Origin of the sequence: Hyphomonas sediminis, from assembly GCF_019679475.1 — a bacterium.
Lineage (GTDB): Bacteria > Pseudomonadota > Alphaproteobacteria > Caulobacterales > Hyphomonadaceae > Hyphomonas > Hyphomonas sediminis.
In genome coordinates this window covers 1,170,305-1,191,789 of record NZ_JAIEZP010000001.1, presented here as the reverse complement: position 1 = coordinate 1,191,789, position 21,485 = coordinate 1,170,305, and the positions used below count along the sequence as shown (strand labels likewise).

The window sequence follows — 21,485 nt, the reverse complement described above, 5'->3', positions numbered from 1 at the left end:
TGTTTTGGGGCGTTCTGGGTCCCGGATATTTGCTGCGCAAATTCCGGGATGACGGGGTGCGGGCGAGCGGAAGGCCCGTTGGAGCTTTTTCCGGAAAACTCCCAAAAAACTCCAACGAACCTCCAACGGCGCGGGAGCGCTACCCCTTACGGGATTTGGCAGGTGCCAAGCGTTTCGAAGATTTTGAGGGGTTCGGGCATCAGCAGCATCAGGCGGTCGTATGCCTCCGTTGCCTGATCGACGGCGATCGTCACCTGCGGCTCGTAGGCGGAGAGGTCACCATCCTGATCTTCATAAGTCGCCTGCGCTTCATTGGCCCAATAGTAGCTGGCGAAATCCGCCTCTTCTGCGGTGAGGGCAGGATCGAGCGCATCGATGAAAGACGGCTCCCAATCGCGCTCGGCGCTCTGGCGCCACACTTCCCAATACGCCGCGCAGAGCGTCATCTCATCAGCGGTGACCGGCGAGACGCCAAGGGAGCGCCCTGCCTGAAAGGCCTCATTGACGCTTTTGGCGCTCTGCGCGCTGGCAGCGCCGCAGACGAACAGGATGGACAGTGCGCCAAGCGCAGCGGCGGTGAAAGGCTTCATGGCGTGGCTCCGGGATCTGACTTTCATTAAGTCTGACCTGAAGCGTAGCGCCACACACTCCCCTGAAAAGGGGGATTATTCCGGCGGGCGCAATTCGGCGGGGCCTGAAGACGGCTGTTCCGGTTGCGGGTCTGCTGGTGCCGGGTCTGCCGGAGTCTCCGCAGCTGGCTCGGCAGCAGGAACGTCGGATGTTTCCGGCGCAGCCTCTGACGGGGGCGCCGGCTCCGGTAGCGGCTCGCCGGTGAAAGTCTGGTCAGCCGAGTTCAGCAGATCGTTCAGCTCGTCATTGGCGTTGCGCGGAACGTCTGTCCCCTCTTCTTCCGTGGGCGTCTCGAGGGCCTCGTCGCCGGTTTCCGGCGCTTCGGGGATGTCCTCGAGCACAGGGGGCGGACGGGGCGTGTCGCCGGAGGGACGCTCGCCGGGCGGAAGTTTGGGCACCTCGCCGCCAAACACGCAGGCCGCATAGCCTTCATTGGCAACGACGCGCATACGGCCCTGAATGGAGCTGGCCCGGCGGCGCACATAAGGACCCGGATTATCCGCGCTCCATTTGTTCGGCGACGGAAGAACAGCGGCCAGCAGGGCGGCCTCACGCTCTGTCAGGTCTGCTGCCGATTTGCCGAAGCGGGCCTGCGCGGCGGCCTCGGCCCCGAAGAGGCCATCGCCCCATTCGGCGACATTCAGATACATCTCCATGATGCGCCGCTTGCCCCAGACCGTTTCGATCACATAGGTCATCCAGGCTTCGCCGGCCTTGCGGGGCATGCCGCCGCCGTTCCAGAAGAAGACGTTCTTGGCCGTCTGCTGGCTGATGGTCGAGCCGCCCCGGCGGCGCTTGCCGGGGTTCCTGGCGTTGTATTCGCGCGCCTGTTCGATGGCGTCCCAGTCGATGCCGCCATGGGTGCAGAATTTTGCGTCTTCTGCCGCGATGACGGCATAGACGAGGCGCGGGGAAATCTTGTCGAGCGAGACCCAATCGCGCCGCACGTCTTCGCCCTGCATCGCGCGCTGGGTCATCAGGATCGTGCCGGGCGTGGGCGCAAAGCGCAGGATGAGCGCATAGAGATGGAACGCCGCAAAGACCGCGACACCGGCGAGCACGGCGCCGACGAGAATGCGGCGCCAGAGCGGCTTTTGCGGCTTGGGCGCAGGCGGGGCCTGAGTTTGGGCCTGTTCGTAGATGCTGTCGCTCATGCCGGCGTCTCGTCCCATTCTGCGGTCACCGTCCTATCATGCTCGGACGGCTGGCGGCGCGCCTTTTCCTCTGCAAACCGGGCAGGATCAAGGCGGGCGAGCGCCCAGATGGCTGCGCCGCGCACCAGGGGCGAAGCGTCCCCCAACAGCGGCAGCAGGCTGGCCACAAGACGCCCCTGCCCGGAATTGCCCCCCGAATTACCAATGGCAATGCAGACATTGCGCACGAACCGGTCACGGCCCGAGCGCTTAACCGGGGAGCCCGAGAAGACTTCGCGGAAGGTCGCGTCATCGAGGGCGGCAAGCTCGTCCAGGCCAGGTCCTTTCAGTTCGGCGCGTGCAAACAATGCCGATTCAGACGCATGGGCGGCGAACTTGTTCCATGGGCAGGCCGCCAGGCAATCATCGCAGCCATAGATGCGGTTGCCCATCGGGGCACGGAACTCGGCAGGGATCGGCCCGCCATATTCGATGGTGAGGTAGGAAATGCAGCGGCGGGCGTCGAGCTGGTAAGGCGCGGGAAACGCGTTGGTCGGGCAGATGTCGAGGCAGGCGCGGCAGGAGCCGCAATGATCTGCCCCTTCCGGGTCGGGCGTCAATTCGGCACTGGTGAGTACCGTGCCGAGGAAGAACCAGGAGCCGAGATCGCGGCTGACAAGGTTTGTGTGGCGGCCCTGCCAGCCGAGGCCCGCGCGCTGGGCCAGCGGCTTTTCCATCAGGGGGGCGGTATCGACGAAGACCTTTACCTCCGCGCCGGTGATCTGGGCGACCTCGCCGGCAAGCTGTTTGAGGCGTGACTTGATGATGTCGTGATAGTCCCGCCCCCGTGCGTAGACGGAGATGTTGCCGGTCTCGGTTTCGGAGAGGGTGTCGAGGGGATTGTGGTCGGGGCCGTAGTTCATGGCCACGACAAGGGCCGAGCGGGCGCCGGGCCACATGGCCGTGGGCGCGCTGCGGCGCTCCAGCGTCGTTTCCATCCACGCCATTTCGCCATGGCGGCCAAGGGCGACGAATTCCTTCAGCCGTGCGCCGGGCGCCCAGATGGCCTCATCGGCGCGCGCAATGCCGGCGGCATCGAAACCCAGCGCAAGCGCCCGTGCTTTCAGCCGGGCTTCAGGATCAGAAGTCGAGCTCTGCATAGTGGGGAGCGGGACGGGCGGCCTCAAGACGGTCTGCAAGGAGCGGCCGGAAACTGGGCCGCGACTTGATCCGCATATACCATGCCTTGAGATCTGGCACGGCATCCCACTGCACATCGCCAAAATAGTCGTAGGCGGAGAGGTGGGCGGCGGCGGCGAGGTCAGCGAGGGAGAGCTGACGGCCAGAGAGATAGCCGCGTGTTTCAGCGAGAGCGTTGAGATAGGTCAACCGGCCGCGCAGGGCGTGCGCCCCGCGGCGGAGCTTTTCCGAGTCGGGCTGGCGGCCGCGATGGGTCCACTGGATGACGCGCTCGGAGAGGAGGGTGTCGGTGACCTCCTCCATGCCGGCCTCGACCCAGGACCACAGGCGGCGGGCCTCGGCGCGCTCGGAGAGATCATCGGGCAGCAGCGGCGGAACCGGGCGGACTTCCTCAAGATGCTCGCAGATGGCACGCGTGCCGCTGGCCGCAAAGGGCGAGCTGCCATGGGTCGAGACGACGGCTGGAGCAACAGCGCCCGGCGCGATGGAGGCAATCTCCAGTTCCGGCGCCCAGGGACGCGAGGGCACAGCGTCAAAAGGCTCGCCCTTTTCGGCGAGCGCGAGCCGGACCATGCGTCCGGCGGGATCAAGGGGCCAGTGATACAGGCGAAGCATGAGGGCCATTGTGGAGAACAGGCGTAAACGATCGGTAGAGCGCGCGCTGTTTCCGTGCCTTTTCCTCGGGGAAAGGAGCGTTTAGTCCTAAACGCACTCCGCCCAGCCGAACCGGAAGGCCTCCATGATCCGTTCCCGTCTCGCCGCTGCCCTTGCGGGCGCTGCTTCCTTCGCCGTCCTGGCTGCCTGCGGCGCCAATCCCGGACTGATCCGCAGCGAACCGGAAATCGTGCAGCTGGAAGAGCCGCCAGGCGGGCAACTGCCGACCGGAGTAATGCCGACCGTGTACCGGTTGAACCTTGTGACGGATCCGTCTGCCCCTGGCTTTACCGGCGACGTGGAGATCGACGTGACGTTGGACGCGCCGCATGCGCGGATCTGGCTGCATGCGCTGGGCCCGAATGTGATCCACGCTTTTGCCCGGCTGCCCGATGGCACCGAGGTGCCCGCAACCTTCACCGGAGGCCTTGCCGAGGGCGGTGTTTCGCGTCTCGACTTCGAGACGCCGCTGCCAGCCGGGCAGGTGACGCTCGTGATGGACTATGAGGCGCCCTACAATCTCGCGCTGGCCGGGCTCTACAAGGTGACACAGAACGGCAAGGACTATCTGGTCAGCCAGATGCAGTCGATTGACGCTCGCCGGATGGTGCCGAGCTTTGACGAACCGCGCTTCAAGACGGTGTGGGCCGTTTCGGTCACCGCGCCTGAAAAGCTGAAAGTGATCGCCAACAGCCCGGAGATCGAGGCAATCCCCGTCGACGGCGGCATGCTGCGACACAGTTTTGCGCCGACCCGGCCTCTGCCCACCTATCTCCTTGCACTGATTGTCGGCCCTTACGACGAAAGCGAGCAGCAATGGATCGAGACGCCGACACAGATCCGCCCTGCGCCGATCCCATTGCGGGGGTTTGCAGCCGCAGGCAAAGGTGCGCAGCTGGAAGACGGGCTGGCCATCACGCATCCGATCCTGACCTGGCAGGAAGAGTATTTCGGCCTACCCTACCCTTATGGAAAACTCGATCTCATCGCCGCGCCAGACTATGCCTGGGGCGCGATGGAGAATGCTGGCGCCATCGTTTACCGCGAGGCGACGCTGCTACTGAACGAACGCTCCACGCTGATCCAGCGACGTGGCGTCTATGCCACCCATGCGCATGAACTCGCACACCAATGGTTCGGCAATCTGGTGACGCCGAAATGGTGGAACGACATCTGGCTGAACGAGGCCTTCGCCACATGGATGAGCTACAAGACGATGAATGCCGTCGATCCCGGCGGCGAGTGGAACCTCAATGCCATCGCGGCAGGCCTCCACGCCATGCAGGCCGACAGCCTGAAAAGCGCCCGCCAGATCCGCAATCCAATCGCCAGCAATGCCGACATTGAGGACGCCTTCGATGCCATCACCTATCAAAAAGGTGGCAGTGTGCTGAACATGTTCGAAAACTATCTTGGCGAAGAGAAGTTCCGCGAAGGCATTCGCACGCATATGCGCCGCTTCCATGATGGCGTTGCCGATGTGGACGATTTCATGCAGAGCCTTGCAGAGGGGTCCGGCCATACCGGTATCGTGGAGAGCTTCCGCAGTTTCGTGCAGCAGCCCGGCATTCCCATGCTGACGGTCGAAATTGAATGCCGAACTGGCGGCAACGGGCTGATGCATGTGAGCCAGAGCCGCTACGCGCCGCTGGGATCCGAAATCGCCCGCAAGGGAACGAGCTGGCAGATCCCCTTCACGGCCCGTATCGGCTATGGCGAGACCGAAGAGACCCGCACCTGGATGCTTTCGCCCAACGGCCTGGCTGCCGATCTTCAGAAGTGCCCTGACTATGTGATGCCCAATGCCGGCGGCGCCGGATACTGGCGGTTCTCGTTGAACGACGCCTATGCGCAGAAACTTTCCGACAATTTCGTGAAGCTCAGTGCGGGCGAGCAAATGGCCTACATCGACTCGCTGGTGGCAGGATTTGAAGCGGGCAATGTGAGCGCAGACACGCTTCTGAGCGGACTGGAAGCCTCCGCCAATGGCTCAGCGGCGGCTGTCTCTCAACCCTTCAGCGCGCTGACAAAATACTATGCGCGTCTGGCGCCCGCTGACCGCGCGGCCTTCTCCGCCTGGATCGAAAAGACCTATGGCCCGCTTTCAACCCGCCTGCAGGCACGACCGAGCGAGACGCTGACCGTGCGCGAAACCTTGCTGAAAGAGTCCGTGAACGGTCTTTTGACATCAATCGGGAACCGGCCGCAAACCCGCGCTCGCTTGAGGGATGCGGCGATTGCCTATATCGGCTTTGGCCGCAAGGCCGACGCCAAAGCGCTCAAACCTCAGGAAATCGGTCAGGCTGTGGCCGCGGCGCTGCGCGAGGAAGGCAAGCCCTTTGCCGACGCAGCGCTGGACTTTGCGCTGGCCTCGGAAGACCAGTCGGAGCGCGGCGCTATCCTGCGCGCAATTGCACTGAATGCGGACGCCGACACCGCAGCCGACCTGCTAACCCAGCTGCCCGAGCTGCCAGTTACCACATCTGAAGTTTACACTATTCTGGCGGGCGCCTTCACCGACACGGCGAGATCCACCCGTACCGGAGAGGGGTTTGAGAAAGTGTGGGCCGCGCTGGAAACCAACTTTGACGCCATCGTCGGCAGGATGCCGGAAGTGCGCCGGCCACAGATCAGTGGGCTGACAGCCGCCTTCTGCTCGTCGGCCGATGCCGACAAAGCCAAGGCTTTTATCGAAAGCAAGGCAGACCTGATTGCCGGCTATGAGCGCAACCTGGCGCAAGGGATTGAACGGGCCAAGCTGTGTGACGCGCTGGCGACGCAGCAGATGCCCCTGCTGGCGGCGGCGCTGGCGGAGCGTTAATTGAGGCGTCAGCCTCCGGCGGCTGCCTTGCAGGCGGCCTTCAGCTCCTCCACGCGAGAGAGGTAAACATTGGCGTAGCCCGTGTTCTCGAACGGGATAATGTGGGATTTGATCCGCTCTGGCAGATCTTCCATGAAGCCGCTTTCGATGCAGGCTTCGCCTTTCTTGCAGACGAATTCAACCATAAAGCCCGCCCCTTCTTCCGACGGGCGGAGCTTGTAGGAGACGGCTTCCAGAGGCATGCGCCAATGCCCCCAGACATAGTTGCGCCCATGACCGTGATCGAGCGCGGAACAGTCGCCCCAGAACTGATGATAGAAGTAACTCTCTCTACCCGCGATGATGCCATTGAAGTTCGGGATGACAACTTCCCTGGCAGCCGCGGCCCGCTCTTTGGGCGCGTCGCCATCCGCAGCACAGCCGGCAAGCGCCAGACCCGCCAGTCCCGCACAGAGTAATCTTATCATGCCTGCCCCCTGCCTGAAGAACATCAGACAGGGGGCCGGACGATGAATATTCCCTGAACGCGGCCTTAGCGGCCCATGAACTGACGCACAGCGTCGGTTGAAAGGGCAAACTTTGCAAAGGACCACTCCCGGTCCTTGCTGAGCGTGCTGAGGCTCGCCAGGAGCTGTTTGCGGCCCTCAGCGCGCGCCTCCAGCCAGGCCTCCGCACCGCCGGCAACCAGCGCCTCTTCCGACACGCTGGCCTGCAGGCGAACGAGTTCAGAGATCAGGCGGCGGCCCGCCACCCGGTCCCAATAAGGCGCGCCGGCAAGGCCCTCACGCGCCGAGGTGCGCAGCCGATCTAGCCGGAGGGCGTCGCCGATCTGGTAGAAGCAGGCGCCGGCATCTGCGATCTTACTGCCTTTGCGAGCGGCAAGATCGGTGACGACGAGGCCTTGCGCAAAATAGCTCATGGCGCCCGCCCAGCGCGCGAGGGCGTCCGGCGCGCCGCGCTTGACGAAACCGCGCGTTGCCCGCTCGATCCGGGAGGCCGGATAGCCGGTCTGAATGTCCCCGAGGGCCGCCTTGAGCTCGTCCAGCGGCGCGCGCGTGAGCTTCACCGCTTCACCGACCGTCTTTTCCGGCAGGGTACGGATGAACCAGGCAGCCGCCTCGCTGACGGCCTGGATCGCTTCGAGTTGAAGCTCGGTTTGCAGGTCTGCGGCGACCTTGGTGTCGAGATCGAAGACTGCGCGGCGGAAGCCGGCGATGTCGAGCACAGCACGGGCCGCCTCAACACCGCGAATAACCGTGGCGGGCGCAGCGCCCGTCAGCTCGCGCAGGCGCAGGATGGCAACCGGGCCACCCAGATCCAGGCTGCGATTGGCAATGATCGTCCCGATAATTTCTCGGCGCAGGCGATGATTGGCGAGCGCCTCGCCAAACCCGTCGATGGGGCTCGGGAAATACCCCTTGAGCACTTCGATGAAGAACTCATCATCGGGAATGTCGGACGCAACGATGTCGTCGAACAGGACGATCTTCGACCAGGCCAGCAGCACAGCAAGCTCCGGCCGGGTGAGCGGGCGGCCTTCGGCGCCGCGGGTCTGCATCTCCTGCGTCGAGGGCAGCCCCTCCAGCGGACGGTTAAGTACGCCGCGCTCTTCCAGATAGACCATCAGACGCTCAAGCGCTTCATGGTCTTCGCCAGCCGTAGCGGCTGCCAGGGTCAACGTATTCGTCTGATCATAGTTATGCGTGAGCACGAGGCGGGCGACATCGTCCGTCATCTGCGCAAGCATGGCGTTGCGATCACCTTCCTGAAGCGCGCCAAGGCGGATGGCCTCGGCCGCGAGGATCTTGATGTTCACTTCATGGTCGGACGAGTCGACACCGGCAGAGTTGTCGATAGCGTCGGTGTTGAGGCGGCCACCGGCAAGCGCAAACTCGATGCGTCCTGCCTGCGTCATGCCGAGGTTTGCCCCCTCCCCGATCACCTTCGCCTTGAGATCGCGGCCATTGATGCGGATAGCATCATTCGCGCGGTCGCCGGCGTCGGCATTCGTTTCGTGGCTGGCCTTCACATAAGTGCCGATACCACCGAACCAGAGGAGGTCGGTCTCCGCCTTGAGGAGGGCGTTGATCAGTTCGTCCGGGGTCACCGCATCCTTCGCAAGACCGGTAAGCGCCTTGATCTCCGGGGTCAGATCAATTGATTTGGCTGACCGCGGGAAAACGCCGCCGCCCTTGGAAATCAGCTTGGCATCATAATCGCCCCAGCTCGATCGCGGCAGGCCGAACATGCGCTGGCGCTCGGCAAGGCATTTCTTCGAATCCTTTGGATCTGGATCAATGAAGATGTGCATGTGGTTGAACGCGGCAACCAGGCGGATCTCCGGTGAGAGCAGCATGCCATTGCCGAACACGTCGCCCGACATGTCGCCCACACCGATTACGGTGAAGGGCTCTGTCTGGATGTCACGCCCCATCTCGCGGAAGTGGCGCTTGACAGCTTCCCAGGCGCCGCGTGCCGTGATGCCCATTTTCTTGTGGTCGTAACCGGCAGAGCCGCCCGAGGCGAAGGCGTCCCCCAGCCAATGCCCCCTCTCGATGCTGATCGCATTCGCAGTGTCGGAGAAGGTCGCCGTGCCCTTGTCGGCAGCGACGACGAGATAGGGATCTTCCCCGTCCCAGATGACCGTACGCTGAGGATGCACAACCTTGCCATGGACAATATTGTCCGTCACCCCGAGCAGCGCGGTGATGAATTCCCTGTACGCATCGCGGCCGGTTTCGAACCAGGCCGGATCGGAACGCTCCGGCAGCTGCTTGGGATAGAAGCCACCTTTGGAGCCGACGGGCACGATGACCGCGTTCTTCACCTGCTGGGCTTTAACAAGCCCAAGCACCTCCGTGCGATAATCTGACGGACGATCGGACCAACGCAGCCCCCCGCGGGCAACCGGACCGAAGCGAAGGTGAACACCTTCGACTTTCGGACTGGAGGTGTAGATCTCACGGAAGGGCTTTGGCTCCGGCAGGTCTGCCAGTTCGCGGCAAGCGACTTTGAAGCTGAGGAACGAACGATGCGCGCCGGTGTCGCTGTCTTCCTGATAGAAGTTCGTGCGCTGGATCGCCTCCACGAGATAGAAAAGACGGCGCAGCACGATATCGTCGGCAAGGCCGGCGACATCCTTCATTGCGTCATTGAAGCGGGTAGCAATCGCGGCCTGCGCCTTACGGCGGGCATCGAGCGTCTTGTGCGCATCCGGATCAAAGCGCGCGTGGAACAGGTCGAGCAGCAGGCGCGTGACTGCCGGATAGCGGGCAAGGGCCGCTTCCTGCACTTCCTGAGGCTGCTCCATACCGCTCTGGCGGCGATAGGCGGCGAGCGCCCGGATGAGCGCGGCTTCGCGCCAATCTGCGCCGGCCACAAGAACGAGCTTGTTGAAGCCATCATTCTCCGCCTTGCCCCCCCAAACAGCGAGGAAGGCCTGCTCGAAATCATGCGCAATCGTGTCGAGATCGAGGGCGGAACCGTCCGCCGTTTTCATCGACAAGGAGTGAACCCAGTAGACATCCGGCGCATCAGCTACCGGCTTGGTCAGTGGGCGGACCGGATAGCCAGTCTCGAAATCGACAAACAAGCCAAGGTTCTCGAACACTGGAACACAGCGCGACAGGGCGATGGAACCGGTGCGGGCATAGATCTTGACGCGCACTTTTGACGCATCATCGGCGCCGTGACGATAGGCGCGCGCAACAATCGGCTCGCCTGCGCTGAGCTCTGCCATGCAGGTCACGTCCATCATCGCTTCCTGCGGCGGGAAGGCTTCCCGATAGGCAGCGTTGAAAGCGCCGATGAAAGCGCGTGCCCCTTCCCGCTCCTCTCCCGTCAGATGCGACTTCATGAATTCGTCGCGGAAGCCCTGATCCCAGGTGCGGGCAAGATCGACGATGCGACGCTCGATTTCGGCAGGATCTGGCTCGGGGTGGTCCGGATGCAGAGCGATTTCGAAATGAACACGCGCAAGCGGCCCGGAATCGAAATAGGGCTGGAAACTCTTGAGGTCGCCCTGATAGGCCTCCGTCAACAGCGCAGCGATGCGCTGACGCAGCGAGGTGTCGTAAGACTCCCGGGGAACGAAGACGAGCGCCGTCACGAACCGGTCAAACTCGTCCCGGCGCAGGAACACGCGCGTGCGAGGCCGGCCGATCAGATGCAGCGCGCCCATGATCATCGGGCCAAGCACGGTCGAGCGGGTCTGGAACAGCTCGTCGCGCGGCCAGGTTTCGATCAGATTGGCGAGCGCTTTCTCAGTATGCCCGCCCGGCGCAGCGCCGGAAGCCGACATGATCTTCTGCACACGGCGACGAACGAACGGTATTGTGCGCGCCGTTTCATCATAGGCCTCCGCAGTGAACAGGCCGAGGAAGCGGACCTCACCGTTGACGCGGCCATCCTCATCATACTTCTTCACGCCGATATAATCGCACGGCACGCGCCGGTGCACACGGCTGGTATGGGTCGACTTGGCAATGATCAGGGGCACCGGCGACTGGATGAACTCGCCAATCTCGCGGGTCAGCACCAGAGGCTCGCTATCACGGCTCAGGACGTTCAACGCCTCGTCACGCAGAATGCCAAGATTGGAGCCTTCCACCATCAGCGGCTCGGCAGGTTTCACCCCGCCCTGCGCGTCGGTTTCAAAATCATATTCGCGCGCACCAAGGAACACGAAATGCTCGCGCGACAGCCATTCCAGGAAGGCAACAGATTCATCACGCTCCGCAGACTGAATATGGTGCAAAGCCGAAATGCGCTTCATCTCGGCGCGCATCCGCGCCCGCATGGCCGCATGATCGGCGACGGCACGCTCGACCTCGGCAAGAGCGCTCCGAACGCCGGCTTCCAGCGTGCGTGCCTCATCCGGCGTCAACAAGGCGGTGTGGATCTGGATCAGCGACACCATCCGGCCATCGGCCATAGCGACCACGGGATGGAACAGCGTCTTGATCTCATGCCCTTGCGCGGCACACTCGCCCAGAAGCGAGTCCACGAGGAACGGCATGTCTGGGCCAATGACCTCCAGAACGCTCCGGCTGAGAATACCTTCGGCGCCCTCGAACTTCACATGTGCGTGAACAGCTCGCTCACCGGCAGCAACGGCCTCAGCGCATCTCCACAGATGCTCCGCGATGGACCGGATGTCGGCATCGCTCAGTCCTGAGACGTCCTCCCGTGCGGCTTCTTGTAGAATCTGATCGAGTACCTGGCTGGCAGGTCCGTGGGCGGCAGTAGAACGGGGCATGAAAACGACTCTCGCGGCAAAACCGGTCAAAAAACGGGTCTACTCGCCCTAAGGGAAGCCTTCAAGGAACATGTTTCAAAGGAAACAATTGCCGCCTTTGGCGAAGCTGTGGAAAAAACCACCCCTAAAGCAAGCGGGCCCGCCAGACGGGGACATGTCCAGCGGGCCCTACAGGCAAATTCCGCAGGCTGGGTGGGGGGACGCACGCGGAAGCCTGATCTTGTTTTATTTCGTATTATGACGTCGGCAAATCAACCACAATCCGCCGCCACAAACCTTAATTTTCGGTAGTAAGACAAGTGGGAATCACTCGCCTGACACCCTCAACCCAGTCGCGATGTAACATTTCAATAACAGATTGGCTAGCCTGATGCTGATTCAGGGCGCCTGCTCTGATGCAACCCTGACTTGCGGTTTTCCATCTGCGGACAACAGGATCGCGATCCATCTGGTGTGCGGAGATTGAGCAAAAAGGATCATCATTAGAACCGTCAGCGGCGCCGACAGGAACATGCCTGGGATACCCCAGATCACCCCCCAGATCGCGAGCGCCAAAAGCACGACCAGTGCCGACAAGTTCAACGACTCGCCCATCATTCGCGGCTGGATGAAATTGCCAATCGAAAACTGCCAGAAACTGACCACGGCAAAGACCGCGGCCGCATAGACATAGGATTCCTGCAGCGCCAAGGCGGGCACCCAACCGGGAATTGACGGCTGAACCAGCGCGAACAGAGGCGGCACCAGCGCTGCGACAATAGAGCCCACGGTTGGGATGTAGTTCAGGACGAAGATCAGTGCCGACAGGAATAGTGCGTTCTGGACCCCCATCAACAATAGCGAAACATAGGTCAGGAAAGTGATTAGCGCCGAGATGACGGTCTGCGTCCACAGGTAAGTCTCGATGGCGAGGCGCGCATCATTGCCGATGCGGCGCACCTGCTCGCGCTGCTGCGATTCCGGGAAGATGTTGTCGAGCTTGTGCGTCCAGCCCGATTGGGCGGTGAACAGGAAGGCGACATAGATAAGGATCAGCACGATGTCGCCTGACAGGCCGCTCACAGAGTTGGCAATCGTGGCGAAGAAGCGCTGCCCCCCCTCATTGAACAGCATCTGGGTGAGGCTGGGCGCCTCCTGCAGTCCGGCGAGGCTGTATACATCGACGATCAGGCTGTTGATCTTCTCCTCATAGTCGCCAGCGTCCCGGCCAAACTCGGCAAGACCATTGGTGATCAGGGCCATGTAGCCAACAAATCCCCCAACCACGAGCAGGACCGCCAGCACTCTGGCTGGTCCGATCTGGATCAGGCGCGAGGAATTGTTGATCACATTTCCGAAGCCCTCGATGATGAGGAAAAGGAACACTGCCATTGCGAAAGTCGCCAGGATTTCGCGCCCCAGATAGAGCAGCGCAATGATCACCCCGGTTGCGATGATCCAAATTCCTGTCTTTGTGGCGCTACCCATACCCTGCTCCGAACTTGGCCGTGATCCAACATCTCCGACCGGCACAGGGTGGGATTGGCCAGCCCAACCGTCAAGCGGCAGATACCTGCCAGCGCCAGCTTGCTCAAATCGCCGGAAACGCTAGCCTCCCGCCTGATTCAAATCGCGGCAGCTAAGGGGCAAGCGACATGAGCGAAACGATTTTCCTGGGCGGCGCGGACGCCGATGGTTCGGGCACGCCGGACGACGCCCAGTCGCTGATCCTGAAGGTGGCCAACCGGCACGGCCTGGTCGCAGGCGCCACGGGCACCGGCAAGACGGTCACCCTGCAGGTGATGGCACAGGCTTTCTCCGATGCCGGCGTGCCGGTCTTTGCGGCGGACGTGAAGGGAGACCTCTCCGGCATCGCCATGGCGGGCAGCCCGGAGCAGAAGAACCACGCCTCCTTTGCCAGCCGCGCCGAGAGCATCGGCATGGGCGCGCTCACCTATGACGCCGCGCCGGTGATTTTCTGGGATGTGTTTGGCGAAAAGGGCCACCCCGTGCGCGCCACCATCGCGGAGATGGGCCCGGTGCTGCTCTCCCGCCTGATGGGCCTGACAGCTGTGCAGGAAGGCGTGCTCAACGTCGCCTTTCAGTATGCAGACGATAACGGCCTTGCCCTGATCGACCTGAAAGACCTGCGCAAGCTGCTGGCCCATCTGGGCGAGGCGGAACTGCGCGAGGAAGTCAGCCGGACTTATGGCAATGTCGCCTCCGCTTCCCTCTCAGCTGTGCAACGCGAGCTGCTGGTGTTGGAGCGTGATGGCGCCGAGCGCTTCTTCGGTGAGCCTGCCCTGCAGCTGGCCGACTTCATGCGCACGACCCGCGACGGGCGCGGCTATGTGAACATTCTCGACTCCACCAAGCTGATCAACAGCCCCAAACTCTATTCTACCTTCCTGCTCTGGCTTCTCTCCGAACTCTTCGAAGAGCTGCCTGAAGTAGGCGATCCGGAAAAGCCACGCCTCGTCTTCTTCTTCGACGAGGCCCACCTCCTGTTCACCGACATCAACTCTGCACTGCTGCAGAAGATCGAACAGGTCGTCCGCCTCATCCGCTCGAAAGGCGTGGGCGTTTTCTTCGTGACCCAAAACCCGCGCGATGTGCCTGAAACGGTCCTCGCCCAGCTGGGCAACCGCGTGCAGCACGCCCTACGCGCTTACACGCCAATGGAGCAGAAGGCTGTTAAATCTGCCGCCGCTTCCTTCCGCCCCAACCCTTCATTCAAGACCGAGGATGCAATCACGGAGCTGGCCGTGGGCGAAGCGCTGGTCTCGATGCTGGACGCGAAGGGGCGCCCCTCGGTCGTGCAGCGCACGCTGATCCGGCCTCCCTCCTCCCGGCTCGGCCCCGTAAGCGAGGCCGAGCGCGCAGCGATCCAGCAGGCAAGCCCCCTCTTCGGCCAGTATGAAAAGGCAATTGACCGGGAGTCGGCCCACGAGCTGCTGACGAAGAAGGAAGCCACCAAGGCCAAAGAAGATGAAAAGGCCGCGAAAGAAGCGGCAAAGGCCAAAGAAGCCGAAGCCAAGGCCAAAGCGGCACCAAAGAAAAAAGCTTCATCTTCCCGCCGCATGTCGGCCAGCGAGCGGGCAATGAATAATGCCGCCTCCACCGCCGGGCGCGAGATTACCCGCTATATCCTGCGCGGCATTTTCGGGAACAAGAAGCGATGAAACCTTCCCTCCTAGTGCTGGTTGCGGTGCTGGGCCTGGCTGCCTGTGCGCCCAGCCGGCAGGTGGGCCAATGGCAAGGCTCGACCGGCGCCCAGCCGTTCGAGACGGCCTACTCCGCCTGCCAACAGATCAGCTACAACATCGAAGCCAACTTCATTACCTGTATGGCAGGCCGGGGCTGGGTGAAGCCGAAGAAGTAGGCCGCGGCAGCCGGTATCCCGCGCTCCCGGCGACGGCTCTTCCCCCCGCGTAAGGAGTGGCGAAAGCGCCTCGCCTCTCCTATAGTCAGGGAGATGGCGAATTAAGCTGCGCCCAAGGGAGGCACTACTCATGCAACAGTACCTGAAATTCTATATCGACGGCGAATGGGTTGATCCGGTTACCCCGCGCACGCTGGAAGTCGAGAACCCGGCAACCGAAGAGAATTTCGCGGTCATCTCCATCGGCTCCGCAGCTGATGTGGACAAGGCCGTTGCCGCCGCTAAACGCGCGTTCAAATCCTTCTCCCAGACCTCGGTGGAATACCGCGCAGACCTGCTCGACAAGATCGCAGCCGGCCTCCAGAAGCGCGTGCCGGAAATCGCCAAGGCAATCTCCGACGAGATGGGCGCCCCGATGTGGCTGGCAAACGCCGCTCAGGCGCCGGCGGGCATTGGCCACTTCGCCATCACCGCTTCGGTTCTTCGGAACTACAAGTTCGAGGAAGTGAAAGGCACCACCCTGCTCCGCAAGGAGCCGATCGGCGTCTGCGGTTTCATCACGCCGTGGAACTGGCCGCTGAACCAGATCGCCTGCAAGGTCGCCCCGGCGCTCGCCGCAGGCTGCACCATGGTTCTCAAACCGTCGGAAATTGCGCCACTCGACGCGATGATCTTCGCCGAAGTGCTGCATGAAGCCGGCGTACCCAAAGGCGTGTTCAACCTGGTGAACGGCGATGGCCCGGGCGTTGGCTCCGCTATCTCTTCGCACCCGGATGTTGACATGGTGAGCTTCACCGGCTCGACCCGCGCCGGCGTGCTGGTGGCACAGGCTGCTGCGCCGACTGTCAAGCGCGTTGCCCAGGAACTCGGCGGCAAGAGCCCGAACATTGTTCTGCCTACGGCAGATCTTCAGAAGGCTGTCGCTGGCGGCATCATGAACATGATGACCAACTCCGGCCAGAGCTGTAACGCGCCCTCGCGTATGTTCGTGCAGAAAGACCAGCACGATCAGGCTGTCGCCATCGCGAAAGCTACCGCCGAGTCGATCAAATGCGCGATGCCTGCCGACGCCCCTCCGGGCGCCATTGGCCCAATCTCGAACGGCAACCAGTACCAGAAGGTCCAGGACCTCATCCAGAAGGGCATCGAAGAGGGCGCGACCCTCGTCGCCGGTGGCCCTGGCCGTCCGGAAGGTTTCAACAAGGGCTACTTCACCCGCCCGACCGTGTTTGCGAACGTCACCAATGAAATGACCATCGCGCGCGAAGAAATCTTCGGCCCAGTTCTCTGCATCCTGCCCTACGACACGGTCGATCAGGCCGTCGAAATGGCCAACGACACCGTCTACGGTCTCGCTGGCTATGTTCAGGGTCCGGCAGAGGAAGCCCATGCCGTCGCCAACCGCATTCGCGCTGGCCAGATCAACGTCAACGGCGCACGTCCGGATTTCTCGGCCCCCTTCGGCGGCTTCGGCCAGTCCGGCAATGGCCGCGAGTGGGGTGAGCATGGCTTCCAGGAGTTCCTCGAGGTCAAAGCCGTGATGGGCTACACCGCAGCCTGATCCTGCTTTTGATTGCGAAAACAGAAGGCCCGGAGCAAAGATTGCTCCGGGCCTTTTTCATGCTATCCGCAGTTGAGAAACTTTAGGGGCGCCAGATGCACGCACACTTTGATCTCACGCTCTGGCCACTCAGACATACGTTACTCGTTGCACTCTTTTGCGCATTGGGATCGGTCGCGATTGCACAAGGCTGCACAGACACCGCGTTCACAAAAAGGAATGGCAGCCTCTATCTGCAGGCGGAAACGGACGCGTTTGCGGAGCAGTATGACAAGGCATTGTCCGCGCTGGACAAACTGCAGGCTCGAAAACTCAATTGCCACGAGGAAGCAGCATCAATCAGGCTCAAAGCTTTTGTCAGGTTTGAATCAGGAGACGTTGATGGCGCAATCGCCGATCTGACGGCAGCGCTCGACAGGAACATTCTCTCGCCTACCCAGAGAGCCGGAAGCATGGTGTCTCTCGGGAACTTCCACATGCACAAGGGAAATGATGCGGAAGCCCTTTCCTATCTGACACAGGGCATGGAACAGGGCGCATTTACCAACCGGCAGACAAAATACAATCTCGCGCTTCTTCATGAGCGGCAGGATGAATTTGATACTGCAGTGCATTGGGCGGAAGGCGCCTTGAAAGAGCCAAATGTCCCCCTGGATAGAACCCTAGAAACAGACATCTTCGAGTTGTTGCTAATACTCTATGAGCAGACCAACGATCCAGATAAGGCAAAGCCAATCGCGAGGGCTCTTGCCATCTCCAAAGGGCCGCATCCAGATGCCACTTATATTTTCAGTGGTGACCCACAAAGCCGACCAATCTTGCTCGGAGAAGGATCATCAGAAGTACCCTCAAGGAAAACGTCCTCAGATAAAACAGAAAGCCAGTTGATTGGTCGTTGTGACGTTCAGTTGAGTATTGATGCCGAAGGGCGAGCGTATGATCTGCTACCATTCTGTTCACCAGAAAGTTTAGCCGACTTGGCAGAAAAAATTGTCGGTAACCTGCAGTTCGCTCCGCTGACTGAGGCAGGCGAACCCGTTGCCCGTCAGGCGGTCTTGTTTCCCTTGGAGTTCAAGCAGGAATAGGCTGCCCCCTACACGGGAAATTCATCACTTAGCCAGTTCGTCACATAGATGTGAAGTTGATTGTTGGCTGGCGTTCATCTTCATGGCGCCACACTATATAGTGTAGGGAAACTTCTGGAGGCTGTTTGCCATGAAACGTCTTAGCCTTGCGGCTGCCATCGCGGCGCTCGCCATCACGACGGCCTGCGCTACCGCCACACCATACCAGCCCGCGTCCCAATCGGACCGCGGCTTCTCGGAAATGAAGATCGAGGAAAACCGCTATCAGGTGGAGTTCTCGGGTAACTCGCTGACCGACCGCAAAACGGTGGAAACCTATCTGCTGTTCCGGGCGGCCGAGCTGACCAAGCAGAATGGCTTCGACCATTTCCGTGTCGTCCGCCGGGATACTGACGCAAACAGCCGCCTGGTGCCGACGGGCGCGACCTACTCGCCCTTCTACGACAACTTCTATCTGCGCTATCGCTATTTCGGTCCGCGGGCGTCTTACTTCTATGACTACGCGCGGCCGCTGCGTTACGGCTCCTACGATCCGTTCTGGGATGGCCCGGTCGATTATCGTGAACAGACCCGCTATGTCGCCAGCGCAGAAATCGTCATGGGCAAAGGCGCCAAACCTGACGATGTCGCCTACTTCGATGCAGACCAGGTGATCTTCAACCTGGCAGGCCAGATTCAGCGTCCGGTCCCCTGATCAGCGGTGAAGAAGATTTGGAGGGCGCCTCAAGGGGCGCCCTCAATCCGGAATATGCTGCCACCATAGGACACGATGTAAATCGCGCCGCCATTGTCCATGCCAAAGCTGGATATCTGGCTGAGCGTGCCCGCATCCGGCACCAAGTCATCGTTGAGACGAATGAACTGGCTGGATGAAAGGGTTTGCCCGACAACCAGCGACGACAGCGGCACGGACCAGACATTGCCACTGATGAAGTCGCCGAAAACATAGTGGTTGCGGATCGGCCCGATATTCCCGCGATACACATATCCGCCGGTAATCGAGCGCCCCTGCGTGGGGCCGGTGCCATGGGAATACTCCGCGACCGGCGGCGTGAAGGCCGGTGAGTTGGCGCCGCCATTATAAGGCTGCGTCCCTTCCCTCTGCGCCCAACCATAGTTGGCACCCGCATCGCTCGACCGCATCCGGTTGATCTCTTCGATGGCTCCCTGCCCCACATCGGCAATCAGGAGGTCTCCAGTCACTGGATCAAAGCTGGACCGCCAGGGATTGCGCAGACCGAGCGCGAAGATTTCCGGCGCGCCGCCCACACCTCCCGGAAAGGCGTTGCCTGACGGAATGCGGTAGTCACGGTTGGCATCGGCCGGAAAGTCATCACCGGAGACATCGATCCTCAGGATCTTGCCAAGCAGGGAATTGGTATTTTGGGCGCTCTGATCGGCACCGGCAGTAATGCCGCCGCCATCACCCGTCGCCAGATACAGCAGGCCATCATTGCCGAAACCGAGCCAGCCGCCGTTATGATAGGCATCCACCTGGTTCATCGTCAGGATGACATCCCGAGTCGACGTATCAACAACCAGCGGATTGGACGCTGAAACCTGGTAGCGGCGGATTTCGGTGTTTCCGGAGCGGTTGATCAGGTTGACGTAGATCCTGCGATCGGTGGCGAAGGACGGCGAAAAGGCAATGCCCACCAGGCCTTGTTCGCCGGCGGTCGCAACGTCTGCGGTCACATTCAGGAAGTCGGTACCATCGATAACTCCGGTTTCCGGATTGAGCACGCGGGCGCGACCACCCTTCTCGAGCACAACCACTCGGTCCGTTCCCGGAATACCCGCCACATAAAGTGGTGCGGAGAATCCTGTACCAACACGGCGCAACGCCATGTTTGCGATAGTTTCATCAACGTCCCGCACGGTAACCCGCAAGGTCAGGCGCGTTTCGCCGCCCCGGCCGTCGCTGGCACGGAAAGTGATCTCATAGACGTTGTTTCGATCGGCATCCCGAGGCGCTTCAAAATCGAGCGCCGTATTGAGCGAGAGTACGCCGCTCGTTGGATTGAAGCTGAACACGCCCTCATCGCCGCCAGACACAGTGGCAAGCGTGATCGGGTCTCCATCCGCATCGGTTGCGGTCAGCGTGTAGATCGCGCCAGTAACGCCCTCATCAATGCTGACATTTGCGGCAGAAGTGATCTGCGGCGCCCTGTTCGCCGGTGGTGGGGGTGGCGGTGGTGGAGGCGGTGAAGAGGAACCGGACCCGCCGCCACCTCCGCATGCCTGCAGTGCGACAACGCTGGCAGCGGCAAGCGCAACCCAGCTCCCGTTTCGAATTACACTCTGTTTCATGGCATCGTTCCTTATCACTCCCACCAAACCCTCTTAAGTGACCATTTGGCAAGGAGACTAACCGTGAACACGAATTTGTGGGCTCAGACTCTGGTCAAGTGCGAAAGATGGGTCCAAAAGGCCCGCTTGTGAGCGGGCAACCGGTTGATCGCGCCGGGTGTGCGCCAGATATTGGCCCACTGATGGCCAGATAGCGGGAAGACCGAACCCATGGATGGTAGTGAAGCGGGCAAGGCGCCAAGCCTGAACGCGGCCCAGCCGACAGGCATGCGCAAAGTCGAGTTCGTTGCAATCGTCGCGGGCCTGATGGCGCTCAATGCCATTGCAATCGACATCATGCTACCGGCACTGAGCGAAATCGCGCGCGCAACCGGCCTCACGGCCGAAGGCGGCGATCAGAACCGCCAGCAACTCATCATTTTCGCCTATGTGCTCGGCTTCGGTGCGCCGCAGCTGATCTGGGGCCCTGTGACGGACCGCTTTGGCCGCCGCGCGCCCCTGTTTATTGGCCTCGTCGGCTATTTCATCACTTCGCTTCTTTGCATTTGGGCGCACAGCTTCACGGCGCTGCTGGCCGCGCGTTTTCTGCAAGGCGTCTTCTCGTCCGGCGCTCGCACTGTCGCCTCCGCGGTTGTACGCGATCTGTTTGCCGGGCGCAGCATGGCGAGCTTCATGTCGCTGGTGATGACGATCTTCATGATTGTGCCCATCATCGCCCCCACACTCGGCCAGCTCATTCTTTATGTCGCGCCATGGGAAGGCATCTTCATCGTGCTCGCCGTGTGGGGTGTACTGATGTTTGCGTGGACCTGGTTCCGCCTGCCCGAGAGCCTTCCGAAAGACGCCCGCCGCCCGCTCGACATCGGCAGCGTCAGCCGCGCTTACCTTCAGGTGGCGCGCACGCCGGTCAGCTTTGGCTATATGCTCGCTTCGGGCATTGTTTTCGGCGCGCTGTTTGCGTTCATCGCCTCGTCCGAGCAGGTGTTTCGGCAGGTGTTCAACCAGGGTGAAAACTTTGCCTACTGGTTTGCCGGGATTGCAGGCGCGCTGGCAGTTTCCAACTTCATGAACTCTCGCCTTGTGGAGCGCGTGGGCATGCGTCGCATAAGCCACATTGCACTTCTGATCTTCACCAGCGCGTCGCTGGTGCTGACCTTGCTCACCATGACTTTCGGCGAGAGCCTTGCGATCTTCTTCCCGCTGTTTGCGCTGACATTTGCCTGCTTCGGCCTGATGGGCTCGAACTTCTCGGCCCTGGCGATGGAGCCGCTGGGCAGCATCGCGGGCACAGCGTCGGCCGCCTATGGCTTTGCCACCACCATGATCTCCAGCATCATCGGTATGACCATCGGATCGCACTTCAACGGCACGACTGTTCCGCTGACGACCGGCTTCGTCTGCCTCGGCCTCGGATCTCTCGTGATCGTTCTGATCACGGAAAAAGGCCGCCTGTTCAGCCGCACCTAGCGGAAC

15 protein-coding genes are annotated in these 21,485 nt (G+C 61.6%); 7 read left to right on the top strand and 8 right to left on the bottom strand.

From position 1 onward, the window contains the following. Positions 1-146 precede the first annotated feature (146 nt). The 4 genes from K1X12_RS06090 to fzlA form a co-directional block, all read right to left on the bottom strand. Positions 147-590 carry a hypothetical protein gene (locus K1X12_RS06090; RefSeq protein ID WP_220986728.1) on the bottom strand — a complete coding sequence of 148 codons (444 nt, stop codon included), beginning with the start codon at positions 588-590 and terminating at the stop codon, positions 147-149. Between the two features lie 75 nt (positions 591-665). Next, on the bottom strand, positions 666-1,784 hold the full coding sequence (mtgA, locus tag K1X12_RS06085) for a monofunctional biosynthetic peptidoglycan transglycosylase (protein WP_220986727.1): 1,119 nt from the start codon (positions 1,782-1,784) through the stop codon (positions 666-668). Next, the gene (gene queG, locus K1X12_RS06080) at positions 1,781-2,923 is read right to left on the bottom strand and encodes a tRNA epoxyqueuosine(34) reductase QueG (protein WP_220986726.1); all 1,143 of its coding nucleotides are present in this window, start codon (positions 2,921-2,923) and stop codon (positions 1,781-1,783) included. Before queG ends, mtgA begins: the two co-directional genes overlap by 4 nt. Further along, complete coding sequence (fzlA, locus tag K1X12_RS06075; RefSeq protein WP_225907891.1) at positions 2,904-3,587, bottom strand: FtsZ-binding protein FzlA; 684 nt, start codon at positions 3,585-3,587, stop codon at positions 2,904-2,906. The genes queG and fzlA overlap by 20 nt, the downstream gene beginning before the upstream one ends. Positions 3,588-3,702: 115 nt before the next feature. On the opposite strand from fzlA, the gene K1X12_RS06070 reads away from it, so the two are divergent. Continuing rightward, complete coding sequence (locus K1X12_RS06070; protein WP_220986725.1) at positions 3,703-6,438, top strand: M1 family metallopeptidase; 2,736 nt, start codon at positions 3,703-3,705, stop codon at positions 6,436-6,438. Between the two features lie 8 nt (positions 6,439-6,446). Here K1X12_RS06070 and K1X12_RS06065 read toward each other — a convergent pair whose 3' ends face one another. From K1X12_RS06065 to K1X12_RS06055, 3 genes are all read right to left on the bottom strand, one after another. Next, a complete protein-coding gene (locus tag K1X12_RS06065) occupies positions 6,447-6,905 on the bottom strand; it encodes a hypothetical protein (RefSeq protein WP_220986724.1) in 459 nt (152 codons plus the stop codon). 65 nt (positions 6,906-6,970) lie between these two features. Further along, positions 6,971-11,695 carry an NAD-glutamate dehydrogenase gene (locus K1X12_RS06060; protein WP_220986723.1) on the bottom strand — a complete coding sequence of 1,575 codons (4,725 nt, stop codon included), beginning with the start codon at positions 11,693-11,695 and terminating at the stop codon, positions 6,971-6,973. A gap of 378 nt (positions 11,696-12,073) precedes the next feature. Then, positions 12,074-13,162, bottom strand: coding sequence for an AI-2E family transporter (locus tag K1X12_RS06055; protein ID WP_220986722.1), 1,089 nt, complete (start codon positions 13,160-13,162; stop codon positions 12,074-12,076). A gap of 167 nt (positions 13,163-13,329) precedes the next feature. Here K1X12_RS06055 and K1X12_RS06050 point away from each other — a divergent pair, with 167 nt between their 5' ends. The 5 genes from K1X12_RS06050 (at position 13,330) to K1X12_RS06030 (ending at position 18,396) form a co-directional block, all read left to right on the top strand. After that, positions 13,330-14,856: a helicase HerA-like domain-containing protein gene (locus K1X12_RS06050; protein WP_220986721.1), complete on the top strand. Its 1,527-nt coding sequence runs from the start codon at positions 13,330-13,332 to the stop codon at positions 14,854-14,856. Next, positions 14,853-15,056: a hypothetical protein gene (locus K1X12_RS06045; protein ID WP_220986720.1), complete on the top strand. Its 204-nt coding sequence runs from the start codon at positions 14,853-14,855 to the stop codon at positions 15,054-15,056. The genes K1X12_RS06050 and K1X12_RS06045 overlap by 4 nt, the downstream gene beginning before the upstream one ends. 130 nt (positions 15,057-15,186) lie before the next feature. Further along, positions 15,187-16,617 carry an aldehyde dehydrogenase family protein gene (locus tag K1X12_RS06040; RefSeq protein WP_220986719.1) on the top strand — a complete coding sequence of 477 codons (1,431 nt, stop codon included), beginning with the start codon at positions 15,187-15,189 and terminating at the stop codon, positions 16,615-16,617. A 95-nt stretch (positions 16,618-16,712) separates the two neighbouring features. After that, positions 16,713-17,702, top strand: coding sequence for a tetratricopeptide repeat protein (locus K1X12_RS06035; RefSeq protein ID WP_220986718.1), 990 nt, complete (start codon positions 16,713-16,715; stop codon positions 17,700-17,702). A 130-nt stretch (positions 17,703-17,832) separates the two neighbouring features. Next, on the top strand, positions 17,833-18,396 hold the full coding sequence (locus K1X12_RS06030) for a CC0125/CC1285 family lipoprotein (RefSeq protein WP_220986717.1): 564 nt from the start codon (positions 17,833-17,835) through the stop codon (positions 18,394-18,396). 29 nt (positions 18,397-18,425) lie between these two features. On the opposite strand, the gene K1X12_RS06025 is transcribed toward K1X12_RS06030, so the two are convergent. Next, positions 18,426-20,012: a PQQ-dependent sugar dehydrogenase gene (locus tag K1X12_RS06025; RefSeq protein ID WP_220986716.1), complete on the bottom strand. Its 1,587-nt coding sequence runs from the start codon at positions 20,010-20,012 to the stop codon at positions 18,426-18,428. A 210-nt stretch (positions 20,013-20,222) separates the two neighbouring features. Here K1X12_RS06025 and K1X12_RS06020 point away from each other — a divergent pair, with 210 nt between their 5' ends. After that, positions 20,223-21,479: a multidrug effflux MFS transporter gene (locus K1X12_RS06020; RefSeq protein ID WP_225907890.1), complete on the top strand. Its 1,257-nt coding sequence runs from the start codon at positions 20,223-20,225 to the stop codon at positions 21,477-21,479. Positions 21,480-21,485: the final 6 nt, after the last annotated feature.